The sequence below is a fragment of the Solwaraspora sp. WMMA2059 genome (assembly GCF_027497315.1).
Classification (GTDB): Bacteria; Actinomycetota; Actinomycetes; order Mycobacteriales; family Micromonosporaceae; genus Micromonospora_E.
This window is the reverse complement of the sequence record NZ_CP114908.1, coordinates 2,028,527-2,040,948: the sequence shown is the minus strand read 5'-3', so window position 1 is coordinate 2,040,948 and position 12,422 is coordinate 2,028,527. Positions and strand designations below refer to the sequence as shown.

The window sequence follows — 12,422 nt, the reverse complement described above, 5'->3', positions numbered from 1 at the left end:
ACGCCGGGACGGAGGCCGCTGATGCTGGACCGACTCGCGGCCACGTTGCGCGCCGACCCGCACCGGCCGGCGGTGCTGACCGCCACGGCACTGACCGGCCGCTGCCGGGTCCGGGCCACCACCGGTGACCTGACCGGTCTCACCGACCGGTACGCCGCCACGCTGGCCCGGCACGGGCTCGCCGCCGGGGACACCCTGGGCTTGGCGGTACGCCCGGGCCTCCGCTCGCTGGCGGTACTGCTGGCCGCGTACCACCTGGGGGTGCGGGTGGCGGTGCTGGACCCGACGGCCGGTCCGGATGTGCTGACCGCCCGGCTCGCCGTGGCCGAGCCAGCGTTGGTGCTGGCCGACTCGGTGGCGCAGGCGGTGGCCGGCTGGGCCGGTCCGCTGGCCCGCCGCGCGCACCTGGCGCTGCCGGATCTGACCCGGATCGCCCCGGTCCGTACGGTCGGGCGCCGGTTGCCGGGCTGCGCGCCGGCGCTGCCGGCGGGCACCGGCCCGCTACCAGCGGCGTTCGACGGCGACGGTGACGCGGTGATCGTCTTCACCTCGGGGACGACCAGCCGGCCACGGGCGGTGGTGCACACCCGGGCCGGGTTGTCCGCCGGGATGCGGGCGGTGACCGGGCTGGTCGGCCCGCAGCCCGATGTGCCGGTGCTGGGCGGCACGTTCTTCGTGCTGGTGCCGGCGTTGGCGGCCGGCGCGCCGGTGGCGTTGCCGGCCCGGTCGCCGTCGCTGCTGGCCCGGCAGCTGATCCGGCTGCGGCCGCAGGCGACGTACCTGACACCACCGCAACTGCGCGCGGTGCTGGAGCACTCGCCCCGACTGACCGGGCGGGTGTTCAGCGGCTCGGCCCCGGTCAGCGCCGCCCTGCTGGGCCGGGTCAAGCGGGCCGGCGCGGACCGGGCGTACGGGGTGTACGCGCTGACCGAACTGTTCCCGGCCGCAGCCGTTGAGGAGGCCGACAAGCGCGGGTACGCCGCCGACGGGGACCTGGTGGGCCGGCCGCTGGCGGGGGTGACCGCCCGGGTCGACGACACCGGGCAGGTGCGACTGTCCGGTCCGGGGCAGGCCGACCGGTACCTCGGCGAACCGCCGATGGCCGAGGTGGCCACCGGCGACGTCGGCCGGCTCGACGGCGACCGGCTGGTGCTCGCCGGCCGGTGCAAGGACATGGTGCTGCGGGCGGCGGAGAACATCTACCCGGGCCTGTACGAGCCGGCGTTGCACGTGCCGGGGGTGGCGTTGGCGGTGCTGGTCGGCGTGCCGGCCGACGACGGGGACGAACGGCTGGTGGCCGTGGTGCAGCCGGAGCCGGGCGCCGACCGGGCCCGGCTGCGGGTCGCGTTGCGGCCGGTGCTGGACCGGATGGGATCGGCCCGGCCGGACCGGGTGGTGTTCGCCCGGGTTCCGCTGGCCGGGCGGTCCCGCAAGCCGGACCGGCAGGCGGCGGCTCAGGTGGCGGCGCAGGTAACGGCGCGAGCTGCGGCGCGGGTGGCCGGCGATGGATGAACAGCGACCGACCCGGCGGGGCCGCCGCCGGGACCGGCTGGTCTACCTGGGTAGCCATCCGGTGCTGTTCGCCCTGTTGGCGGCGACCCGACGCGCGCCGGTGCGCCGGATCGGCCGGACCGTTCTGGTGCACGACGCCGCGCCGTTCGCCCAAGCGCTGCGTCGGGTCCCGTTGGACCGCTCGGCCGAGCGGACCACCGCCGGGACGGCACGCCGGGCCACCGGCGGCGATGGGTTCCTGTTCGACCAGGACGGCGCCGGGCACCGGCGGACCCGCCGGGCCGCCGCGTCGGTGTACGGCGCCGACGGGGTCGTCCGGCTACGCCCGGTCTGGCTGGACGTGCTGCGGCGGCGGCTGGTACCACTGGGCGACGGGGCCGAGGTGGATGTCGTCGATCTGGTGGCCGAGCTGGCCGGGGCGAGTACCGCCGCGATGCTGGACGTGTCGGTGTCGGCGCACGCGTTGACCGCCGCGGCCAGGTCCGCTGCGGCGCACGCAGCCCGAGAGCATCTGCCCGGGCTGCGCTGGCCGGGCCGGGCCGCCCGGGACCGCGCCGCCACGGCGTCGGCCGCCGCCGAGCTGGCCCGGCTGCTCGGCGGTCCGGCGGACGAGGCGGCCCGGGCCGGCATGTTGGCCGTCGCCTCGGTCAACACCACGGTGGCGGCGATCCCCCGGGCCGTCGCCTGGTGTGCCGACGACCGGCTGTGGCCGGCGGCGGACCGCGCCGACTCGCGGGCCGTGCTGGTGTCGGAGCTGCTGCGGGTGACCGCGCCGAGCCCGGTGCTGCCCCGGGTGGTGGCGGGTGCCGCCGAGCTGGCCGGCACCGCCGGACGGGCCGGCAGCCGGTTGCGCTCGGGTACCCGGCTGCGGGCCGGCGACCGGCTGTTGCTGGTCGCCCGGCACGCGGCCCGCGCCGATGCGCCGCACCCGAATCCGGATGTGCCGGTGCCGGTGGCGGTCGGGCATCTGGTGTTCGGCACCGGGGCGCACCACTGCCCCGGTGCCCGGCTGGCCCACGCCCAGCTCGACGATGTGCTCGCCGCGCTGGCCCCGTACCGGCCGGTGGTGACGGGGGCGCGGGTGGACCGGCGTTCGGCGCTGCCGGGCTGGGCCCGGCTGACGGTCCGGGCGACCCGGTGGTGAGCATCCGGCTGGCCGGGCTGCGGGTCGCGGTGACCGGTGCCAGTGGCTTCTGCGGATCGGCGGTGGCACGGGCCGCCGCAGCGGCCGGTGCCGAGGTGGTGGCGGTGGGCCGTCGACCCGGCCCGGTGGGTCGGCACGTGCCGTGGGACGCCGCCCGGGAGGTTCCAGACCTGCGGGGCGTCGACGTCGTGGTGCATCTGGCGGCGGCGGTCGGGGATCCGCCGCCGGGCGCGGCGGCGGAGGCCGCGTACCACGCGGTGAACGTGGCGGGCACCGCCCGGCTGCTGCGGGCGGCGGCCGACCGGCCGGTGGTCTGGGTGAGCAGCGCCAGCGTCTACCGGCCGGGTCGGCACGGCGTCGCGATCCGGGAGGATCACCCGACCGACGGCCAGCCCACCGGGTACGGGCGGACCAAGGCCGCCGGGGAGCGGCTGGCGCTGGCGGCCGACGCGGTGGTGCTGCGGCCCCGGGCCGTGTACGGAGCCGGCGACCCGCATCTGCTGCCCCGGTTGCTGGCCGCGGTCCGGCGGGGTCGGGTGCCGGTGCCCGGTCCGGACGTGGCGCTGAGCCTGACGGCGGTGGAGAACCTGGCCGACGCCTGCCTGGCGGCGCTGCGCTGGCCACCGGGACCGTACAACGTGGCCGACGCGACGCCGTACTCCCGCGACGCCGTGGTCACCCGGGTGCTGGCGGCGGCTGGGCGACCGGCGCGGCCGCTGCGGGTGCCGGTTCCGGTGGCGCTGGGCGCTGCGGCGCTGGCCGGCGGCGTGACCCGGCTGGGGGTGCCGGGCACCGGGCGGCTGACCCGGTACGCGGTGGAGCAGCTGGCGTACGGCACGGTGCTGGATCTGGGTCGGGCGTACGCCCAGGGGTGGGTGCCCCGGCGGACCCTGCCCGAGTTCCTGGCGGAGCTGTCGACCCACCGGGGCCGGTGGGTGTCGCCAGATCCACGCCGACGCATATAGTTACCCTTCCGTCGCTTTCCGTCTCGCTGGAGGTCCGGATGCACCGACGTTGGGTGGCCGGCGCCGCCGCTGTCTGCGCCCTCGTGGCGCTGGCCTGCGAAGCCGGCGAGGACGGCGACGGGCCGGGCACGCCGGCACCGCCGCCACCTGGCACCGACCTGCCGTCGTCGATGGCGGCGCTCGGCGACTCGATCACCGCCGGGTACGGCTCCTGCATCGTACTGACCAGTTGCCGGCGCAACTCGTGGTCCACCGGCGACGGTTTCCGGGTGGAGAGCCTCTACCAACGGATCGCCGAGATCAATCCCGCTATGGAGGGGCAGGAGCACGACTTCTCGGTGCCGGGGGCCCGGGCGGCGGCGCTGGCCGACCAGGCCGCGTCGGCGGTGGACGTCTCGGCCCAGTACGTGACGGTGCTGATCGGCGCGAACGACGTGTGCCGGGCGACACCGCAGGACATGACCTCGGCGGCGGCGTTCCGGGACGACGTCGACCGGGCCCTACGGGTGCTGGGCGACGGGCTACCGCAGGCGAAGGTCCTGGTGTTGAGCATCCCCGACCTGTACCGGCTGTGGGAGATCGGGCACGGCGAGGAGCGGGTGGTGCGGGCCTGGGACCGTGGCGTGTGTCCGTCGCTGCTGGCCGACGCCACAGCGACCGACGAGGCCGCGACACAGCGCCGGGCGGCGGTACGCGACCGGGTCGCGGCGTACAACCGGGAGCTGGCCGGGGTCTGCCGGGCGTACGGCGACCGGTGCCGGTTCGACGACGGAGCGGTGCACGACACCCGGTTCACCGTGGACCAGCTGAACCGGCTGGACTACTTCCACCCCGACACCGACGGACAGAACCTGCTGGCCGAAGTGGCGTACGCCGCCAGCGGCCTGGCCGGGTGACCAAGGGCCGCTGGCGGCGTACGCCGCCGAAGGGCGTGACCGGTGTTCCGGTCGGTCCGTGGGACGGGCGGAACGGGACAGGCGGTACTCAGCGGGCCGCGAGCACCGCGGTGACCACGGCGTCGGCAGCGGCCTCGTGCTGGGCGTAGTGCCCCGGGTACGCCGAGACCTGCACCGCCTGGGCGGCGACGGTCAACGGCAGCTGTTCCCAACCGGCCACCCGCTGCAGGGCCAGATAGAACTGGGTCGCCGAGTAGGTCGGGTTCATCAGGTCTGCCACCGCCCCCCAGCCAGTGCTGGTGCGCTGCTGGAACAGTCCGACCGAGTCGTGGTCCCAGCCGGTGCCCTGATGCGGGTAGTTCTTGGACTCCGGCAGCACCTCGCTGGCCCGGTTGAGCAGGGTCGACTCCTGCATCGCGGTGGCCACCGCGATCACCATGGCCCGGCGCGGCAGTTGCAACGCCAGGCCGGCGTCGACGATGGCCGTGGCATTGTCCATCTGCACCTGGGACAGCCCGGCGACCGGGGCGACGGTGGTCGAGGTCGGTTCCGGGGCGGGCTCGGCGGTCTCGGTGGGCTCCGCAGCGGCGACGTCCGGGTCGGCCGGTGCTTCGGTGGTCTCAGCGGCCTGGGCTGCGGCGGCGGCCGCCGGTTCCCCTTCGCCGGGCTCGGGGCGCTGGGCCCGGGACGCGGCGTCGGCCGCGTCGGCCCGGCGCTGCAGGTCGGCCTCGGCAGCGGCCGGAGCCGGCCCGGTCGCCGCCGGCGAATCGGCGGTCGACTCGACCGCCGCGACTACGCCGAGGGCGCAGACGACGGCGGCGGCCAGCGCCGTCCGGGCATTGGGGCGGTGACGCAGGGTAGCTCCGAGCGATGGGAGGGTTGGTCGGGCGGAGTGTGGGTATGACAGGGCGGGCAGCCGGTTGCGAAGGCGCTCCCACCGGGCGACGGCCCGGGCCGCGCCGGTCGGCGTGGTGTCCGAGGGGACATCAGCCGAACGGTCATCGCGACTCAGGGTGGTGTCCTCGCTCCTTGTGGTGTCGTCATCAGGCATTCGACGAGGCTAGGCAGACCGCAGCTCGATCACCCAGGGTGATTTTGTGATGGACACCACAATTCTTCACCAGGTAATCGGGCGATCCCTCAGCGACATCGGCATGACACGTCGATCACGGCAAACCGCCGGTAAACGATATTTCGCCCATCATTGTTTACTACAGCCTGCATCACCTGTTAACTGACCACCTCCCGCCACCACCCCGCCACTCCCCCGTCCGACCGGCGGGCATCACCCGTCCCGCCGAATGCGGCATCCCCCGGACAGGCAGGAGCCGACCAGCGACTGCCGACTTGTCGTGTCCGCTACCGGACCGTGAGTAGTCCGCCGCGTCGGATCGACGCCCGGAAACCGGAATGCGCCGGCATGGGACTAGCGTTGCCGCAATTGGAGATGCCGTACCCGCCGTACCGTTCTGAGGAGGTTGCGCCCGGTGCTCGACCCACACGAGCTCTACGACGTCGTCGACGAGGTGCCCGAGCTCGGTCAGCCGGTGCTGATCCAGGCGATGACGGGTTTCGTCGACGCCGGCAACGCGACCCGACTCGCCCGTGAACACCTGCTCGCCTCCCTCGAGCACGAGGTCGTGGCCACCTTCGACATCGACCAGCTGCTCGACTACCGGTCCCGCCGGCCGGTGATGCTCTTCGTCGAGGACCACTGGGAGCACTACGAGGAGCCCCGGCTCGAAGTCCACCTGATGCGTGACGACGCCGGCACGCCGTTCCTGCTGCTCGGTGGCCCCGAGCCTGACCTGCAGTGGGAACGGTTCACCGCTGCGGCGATCGCGGTGCACCGCCAGTTCAACGTCGGCACCACGATCGGGCTGAACGCCATCCCGATGGCGGTGCCGCACACCCGGCCGACCGGGGTCACCGCGCACGCCAGCCGTCGCGAGCTGATCAGCGGCTACGAACCCTGGCTGCAGCGGGTCCAGGTGCCAGGCAGCGCTGGGCACCTGCTGGAGTACCGCCTCGGTCAGCAGGGCCACGACGCGGTGGGCTTCGCCGTGCACGTCCCGCACTACGTGGCCCAGGCCGAGTATCCGGCCGCCGCCGAGCTACTGCTCAACTCCGTCTCGCGGACCACGGGTCTGCTGCTGCCCACCGAGCAGCTGCACAGCGCTGCCGAGGCGGTCCGGGAGGACATCGACCGGCAGGTCGCCCAGACCGAAGAGGCCGGATCCCTGGTCAGTGCGCTGGAGGAGCAGTACGACAGCTTCACCCGGGGTCGGTCCGGCACCAACCTGCTCGCCGAGTCCAGCGGGCCGCTGCCGACCGCCGACGAGCTCGGCGCGGAGCTGGAGCGCTTCCTCGCCGAGCAGACCCGGCCCGGGGACCTGCCCGGCTGACCGGCCCGGGGGCGGCCCTCCCCCGGGTCACCCGGCCGGTACTGTGGCACGCTGGCCGGGTGCGGATCGCCACCTGGAACGTCAACTCGGTCAAGGCCCGGCTGAACCGGCTGCTCAGCTGGCTGGCCGACACCACCCCGGACGTGGTGTGTCTGCAGGAGACCAAGTGCGCGGCGGCCGCGTTCCCGACCGCCGAGGTCGGTGACCTCGGCTACGCGGTGGCAGCGCACGGCGACGGACGCTGGAACGGCGTCGCGGTGCTGTCCCGGGTCGGGCTCGACGACGTCCGGTCCGGGTTCGACGCCGAGCCCGGCTTCCCGCTGCCGGAGGCCAGATCCGTCGCGGCGACCTGCGCCGGGGTCCGGGTCTGGTCGGTGTACGTGCCGAACGGGCGCAGCCCCGACTCGGCGCACTACACCTACAAGCTGGACTGGCTGGCCGGGCTGCGCCGCGCGCTCGCCGCAGAGGCCGCCACCGATCTGCTGATCTGCGGCGACTTCAACGTCGCGCCCACCGACGCCGACGTATGGGACCCGACGGTCTTCGCCGGCTCCACCCACGTCACCCCGGCCGAACGGGCCGCGCTGGCCGACCTGCTCGCCCTCGGCCTGGTCGACGTGGTGCCGCAGCCGATGAAGGGCCCGCACCCGTACACCTACTGGGACTACCGGGCCGGGATGTTCCCGAAGAACATGGGCATGCGGATCGACCTGGTCTACGCCAGCGGCACCGTCAACCGACGGGTCCGGGCGGCCTACGTGGACCGCGACGCCCGCAAGGGCCCGACCCCGTCCGACCATGCCCCGGTCGTCGTCGACCTGGACTGAGCCCGCGGTGCCGGGGCACTGACACCGGGGTCGCTGACACCGGCCGCCGGTGCCGGTCGCCGTGGCTGACGGGGCACGCCCGCCACGGCGAACCGGACGGCCGGGTCGGATCAGCGGGATTCGACCTGGCTGCGGTCGTCGGCCCACAGCACGTGGAAGCTGCCCTCGGCGTCGACCCGGCGATAGGTGTGCGCGCCGAAGAAGTCCCGCTGCCCCTGGATCAGGGCGGCCGGCAACCGGGGCGCGCGCAGCCCGTCGTAGTAGGCCAACGCGGAGGCGAACCCGGGAGCCGGCACCCCGACCTGCGCCGCCGTGGCAACCACCCGACGCCAGCCCAGCTGGGCACCGGTTAGGGCCTCGGCGAAGTACCCGTCGGTCAGCAGCGTCGGCAGCTGCGGCGCCGCGTCGTAGGCCGCCCGGATCTTGTCCAGGAACGCGGCCCGGATGATGCAGCCGCCGCGCCAGATCCGGGCCACCGCGCCAAGGTCGATGTCCCAGTCGTACTCGGCGCTGCCGGCCTGGATCTGGTGGAAACCCTGCGCGTACGCGACGATCTTCGACGCGTACAGCGCCTGCTCGACATCGGCGATCAGCTCGTCGGCCGACCCGGCCCAGCTCTCCACCGGGCCCGGCAGGTCGGCGGCGGCGGCCCGGATGTCGGCGTGGCCGGACAGCGACCGGGCGAAGACCGCCTCGGAGATGCCGCTCACCGGCACCCCGAGGTCGAGGGCGCCCTGCACGGTCCACCGGCCGGTGCCCTTTTGGCCGGCCTGGTCGAGCACGACGTCGACGAACGGCTTGCCGGTGACGGCGTCGGTGTGGCCGAGCACCTCGGCGGTGATCTCGATCAGGTACGAGGAGAGCCGACCGGAGTTCCAGCTGCGGAACACGTCGGCGATCTGCGCCGGGGTGAGCCCGCCGGCGCGGCGCAGCAGGTCGTACGCCTCACCGATCAGCTGCATGTCGGCGTACTCGATGCCGTTGTGGACCATCTTGACGAAGTGGCCGGCACCGTCCGGGCCGATCCGCACGCAGCACGGCGTACCGTCGACCTTGGCCGAGATGTCCTCCAGCAGCGGGCCGAGCGCGGCGTACGACTCGGCCGAACCACCGGGCATGATGCTCGGCCCGTGCAGGGCGCCCTCCTCGCCGCCGGAGACGCCGGTGCCGACGAAGTGCAGCCCGCGCTCGCGCAGCTCCGCCTCCCGCCGACGGGTGTCCAGAAAGTGGGCGTTGCCGCCGTCGATGATCATGTCGTCCGGCTCCAGCAGGGGCGCGAACTCGTTGATCACCGCGTCGGTGGCGGCACCCGCGTTGACCATGATCACCACGCGGCGGGGGCGTTCCAACGAGGCGACGAACTCGGCCGGGCTCTCCGCCGGCAGGAAGGTGCCCTCGTGGCCGAACTCGGCCATCATCTCCTTGGTCCGGCCGGCCGACCGGTTGTGGACCGCCACCACATGGCCGTGCCGCGCGAGGTTGCGGGCCAGGTTACGGCCCATCACCCCCAGACCGGTGACCCCGATCTGCGCCGTCTGGCTCATGAATCCTCCTCGGTGCTGCTGGGTGTGCTGACCATCTTTCCGCCTTCCGGATGGCGGGACACTCCGGGGCAGCCGGTGGCGACGGGGGCACGCTCCACCGGCCGCCCCGGAGGTCGGCCGGGGCGGCCTACAGCCGGCCAGCTCCCGCCCCGGCGGTCACCAGCGCCTCGATCTCCGAGGCTGGATCAAGCTGGTACGCGTACGGGATGTCAGCGACGTCGCCACCGGCCTCTCCGGTGCCCGAATCGAGTAGCAGGTTGTCCCGGGCGATCAAGGTGCCGGGGCCGGATGCTGCCTCGGCCAGGTGGAACGGGTCGTCGACGCCGACGAACACGTTGCCTTCGACCAGCACCCCCGCGTCCTCGGTGGACGCCACGCCGTAGCCGGACACGTCCTGGTAGAGGTTGTTGAACACGTGTACCGGATTGCCGAATCGCACACGAGGGTTGCGCTGCACAGTGCCCTCGAAAAAATTGTGGTGGTACGTCACCCGCAGTTTGCCGATGTCCTGCGCGCCGTTGTTGTCCGAGTGGCCCAGCAGCATCACCTTGTTGTGGCCGGTCACGCGGTTCCAGGACACCGTGATGAAGTCCGAGCCGCGCTTGATGTCGACCGCGCCGTCGAAGCCGACACCGAAGCTGTTGTGATCGACCCAGACATTGGTCGACTCGTCCTCTATGTTGATCGCGTCGTCGTTCCAGTCGTCGAAGGTCAGATTCTGAATGATGACGTTGGTCGACTCACTCAGGGTAAGGCCGCCGCCGGTGATGGTCGCATCGCCGCCGACCCCCACTATCGTCTTGTTCGACCCCACGGGCGTCATGTCGGGCAGCGCGAGCGCTCCAGTCACCTCAACCACCCGTGCCTGCCCGTCGGTCACCGCCTCGGTGAACGCCGCCACGCTGTCCACCTGAACGGTCTCGCCGCCGGCGCCACCGGTGGTACCACCGTTCTGTGTCGCCCATCCGACGAGCTCGGCCGCGAAAGTGCTAGCCGGTTCACCGGCTGCCGGTGACGTCGTTTCCGCTCCGGCCATTGCGGTCACCGCCAGCATGATCCCAGCGGTAGCGGCAGCGCCAGCGACCAGGACGGGTTTACGAGCGACTCGGGACGGTCTGGGCTTGGCTGTTGAGGTCATGTCTGCGAACACGTACCCCGACCACCGCTCAGTTCATCACTGTTCGTAGTGGCACCTCAGGCCTTCCTCGTCGACACCAGAGAGGCGGACACCACGATGTTGTCCGCGTACCCGATGCCGTCGCCCAGCCACTCGCCACCGCAGGTGATCATCCGTAGGCCGGGTCGGGCGTAGTCGCCGTACACCTGCTCGACCGGCAACTCGTCCTTGCCGAAGTGCTCGACCGAGTTGACCTCGAAGACGGCCACCACCCGGTCCCGCCGGGTCACTTCGACGGTCGCCCCCGGCTCGATGTCGGCCAGATCATGGAAGACCGACGGCCCGTCCCGGGTGTCGGCATGCCCGACGATGATCGCCGGCCCGAACTGACCGGGCGTCGGTCCCCCGTCGTACCAGCCGGCCTGGTTGTGCCGGTGCAGCGCCGGTACGGCGATCGACCCGTCGTTGGCGAGCCCGACCGAGTGCACCGGGGCGCGGATGTCGAGCGACGGGACGGCGATCCGGATCGGCCGGCTCGGCTCCAGCACCGGGAACTCCCGGGGCGGCGGATTGTTGCCACCGGCCAGGATGTCCCGCCAGTCGCCGTCGCCGCCGGACCCGATCGCGAAGAGCCCGACCAGCACCAGCACGATCGCAGCCGGCCCGGTCCAGCCCCGGCCACCGCCCTTCGCCACGGCCCGTCCCCTCCCCTGCCGCGCCTGGTCAGGCCGACCGGCGCCGACGCAGGGTCAGTACGCCGAGCACCGCACCGGCGGCCAGAGCGATCACGCCGACCCCGGTCAGCAGGCCGCCGGCACCGTCGTCACCGGCGGTGCCACCGAAGCCGGTGGCCGGGCCACGACTGGGCCGGGTCGGGTCCAGCACGTACAGCGTGGTGGCTGCCGACCGGTCGTCCGGGCAGGTCAACCGCACCCGGTAGCTGCCCGCCTCCGTCTCGGCCGGCACGGTCACCGCCGCGGTGAGCTCCTCGAACTGCGGCCGCACCTCGACCGTGCCGAACGCGTCGGACTCGACGGTGGCCGGCGCGGTGTTGTCGGTACAACTGGCCCGGATGCCCACCAGGTAACCGGACTCCACCGTGCTCGGATTGAGATCGACGAACACGTCGGCGGCCCGGGCCGGGGCCGCGCCGAGCAGCCCGGCGACGACCGCGAGGGTCACGCCGAGCCCTGCGGTGGCCAGTGAACGGCGTACGGGCATCGGTCACCATCCTCTCCGCGACGCTGCCGGGATCCTCTCACCACGCAGCCCTGGATGACACCCCGGACACGCTCGGTGTCGGATATAGGCTGTCGCCACGTGAGCATCCGCACCTACCACCCGCGCCGGGGACGGCTCAGCGGCCGACACCACGACGCGCTCGACCGGCTGTCCGCCGCATACCGGACCGTCGTTGACGACCTGCCGGCGCCGCTGGACCCGGCGGCGTTGTTCGGCCGGACGGCACCGGTGGTGCTCGACATCGGTTTCGGCATGGGCGACGCCACCGCGACGATGGCGGCGGCCGACCGCGGTCGCGACTACCTGGCCGTCGAGGTGCACACCCCGGGCATCGCGAACCTGCTGGCGCTGATCGAACAGCACGCGCTGACCAACGTCCGGGTCGCCACCGGCGACGCCCTCGACCTGGCCCGCCGCTGCCTGCCCGAACGCAGCCTGGACGCGGTGCACGCGTTCTTCCCCGACCCGTGGCCGAAGGCCCGCCACCACAAGCGGCGGCTGGTGCGGCCCGAGCACGTGGCGCTGCTGCGCTCCCGGCTGCGGCCCGGCGGGCGGCTGCACTGCGCCACCGACTGGGCGCCGTACGCCCAGGCGATGCTGGCCACCCTGACCGCCGACCCGCAGCTGCGCAACCTGCACGACGGGTATGCGCCCCGGCCGGCGTACCGGCCGGAGACGAAGTTCGAACGGCGCGGGGTCCGCGCCGGCCGACCGGCGCTGGACCTGGTCTTCGAACGCGTCGGGGGTACGCCCGACGGCTGACGACGGTC

The 12,422-nt window shown here is 73.5% G+C and carries 12 protein-coding genes; 7 read left to right on the top strand and 5 right to left on the bottom strand.

The annotated features are described in order from the left end of the window. Positions 1 to 21: 21 nt before the first annotated feature. Genes O7553_RS09325 through O7553_RS09310 form a run of 4 tightly spaced genes read left to right on the top strand, consistent with a single transcriptional unit; the run spans position 22 to position 4,517 of the window. The gene (locus O7553_RS09325; RefSeq protein WP_281554418.1) at positions 22 to 1,512 is read left to right on the top strand and encodes a class I adenylate-forming enzyme family protein; all 1,491 of its coding nucleotides are present in this window, start codon (positions 22 to 24) and stop codon (positions 1,510 to 1,512) included. Then, the gene (locus tag O7553_RS09320; RefSeq protein ID WP_281554417.1) at positions 1,505 to 2,656 is read left to right on the top strand and encodes a cytochrome P450; all 1,152 of its coding nucleotides are present in this window, start codon (positions 1,505 to 1,507) and stop codon (positions 2,654 to 2,656) included. The genes O7553_RS09325 and O7553_RS09320 overlap by 8 nt, the downstream gene beginning before the upstream one ends. Then, a complete protein-coding gene (locus tag O7553_RS09315; RefSeq protein WP_281554416.1) occupies positions 2,653 to 3,621 on the top strand; it encodes an NAD(P)-dependent oxidoreductase in 969 nt (322 codons plus the stop codon). Before O7553_RS09320 ends, O7553_RS09315 begins: the two co-directional genes overlap by 4 nt. A gap of 38 nt (positions 3,622 to 3,659) precedes the next feature. Continuing rightward, positions 3,660 to 4,517, top strand: coding sequence for a GDSL-type esterase/lipase family protein (locus O7553_RS09310; RefSeq protein ID WP_281554415.1), 858 nt, complete (start codon positions 3,660 to 3,662; stop codon positions 4,515 to 4,517). Positions 4,518 to 4,605: 88 nt separating this feature from the next. Here the strand turns inward: O7553_RS09310 and O7553_RS09305 are convergent, their stop codons facing one another. After that, on the bottom strand, positions 4,606 to 5,568 hold the full coding sequence (locus O7553_RS09305) for a hypothetical protein (RefSeq protein WP_281554414.1): 963 nt from the start codon (positions 5,566 to 5,568) through the stop codon (positions 4,606 to 4,608). A gap of 436 nt (positions 5,569 to 6,004) precedes the next feature. Here O7553_RS09305 and O7553_RS09300 point away from each other — a divergent pair, with 436 nt between their 5' ends. Further along, entirely contained in the window at positions 6,005 to 6,922 is a 918-nt protein-coding gene (locus tag O7553_RS09300; RefSeq protein ID WP_281554413.1) for a PAC2 family protein, read from the top strand. Positions 6,923 to 6,981: 59 nt separating this feature from the next. After that, positions 6,982 to 7,749 carry an exodeoxyribonuclease III gene (locus O7553_RS09295; RefSeq protein WP_281554412.1) on the top strand — a complete coding sequence of 256 codons (768 nt, stop codon included), beginning with the start codon at positions 6,982 to 6,984 and terminating at the stop codon, positions 7,747 to 7,749. 110 nt (positions 7,750 to 7,859) lie between these two features. Here O7553_RS09295 and gndA read toward each other — a convergent pair whose 3' ends face one another. The 4 genes from gndA to O7553_RS09275 all read right to left on the bottom strand — a co-directional run bounded on the left by gndA (position 7,860) and on the right by O7553_RS09275 (position 11,631). After that, positions 7,860 to 9,293, bottom strand: coding sequence for an NADP-dependent phosphogluconate dehydrogenase (gene gndA / locus O7553_RS09290; RefSeq protein WP_281554411.1), 1,434 nt, complete (start codon positions 9,291 to 9,293; stop codon positions 7,860 to 7,862). A gap of 127 nt (positions 9,294 to 9,420) precedes the next feature. Next, positions 9,421 to 10,347 carry a pectate lyase gene (locus tag O7553_RS09285; RefSeq protein WP_281554410.1) on the bottom strand — a complete coding sequence of 309 codons (927 nt, stop codon included), beginning with the start codon at positions 10,345 to 10,347 and terminating at the stop codon, positions 9,421 to 9,423. Positions 10,348 to 10,487: 140 nt separating this feature from the next. Next, on the bottom strand, positions 10,488 to 11,105 hold the full coding sequence (locus O7553_RS09280; RefSeq protein ID WP_281554409.1) for a class F sortase: 618 nt from the start codon (positions 11,103 to 11,105) through the stop codon (positions 10,488 to 10,490). Positions 11,106 to 11,133: 28 nt separating this feature from the next. Beyond that, positions 11,134 to 11,631: a hypothetical protein gene (locus tag O7553_RS09275; RefSeq protein ID WP_281554408.1), complete on the bottom strand. Its 498-nt coding sequence runs from the start codon at positions 11,629 to 11,631 to the stop codon at positions 11,134 to 11,136. 54 nt (positions 11,632 to 11,685) lie between these two features. Between O7553_RS09275 and trmB the strand changes: the two genes are divergently transcribed. Further along, complete coding sequence (gene trmB / locus O7553_RS09270; RefSeq protein ID WP_281554407.1) at positions 11,686 to 12,414, top strand: tRNA (guanosine(46)-N7)-methyltransferase TrmB; 729 nt, start codon at positions 11,686 to 11,688, stop codon at positions 12,412 to 12,414. The last annotated feature ends 8 nt before the right edge of the window (positions 12,415 to 12,422 follow it).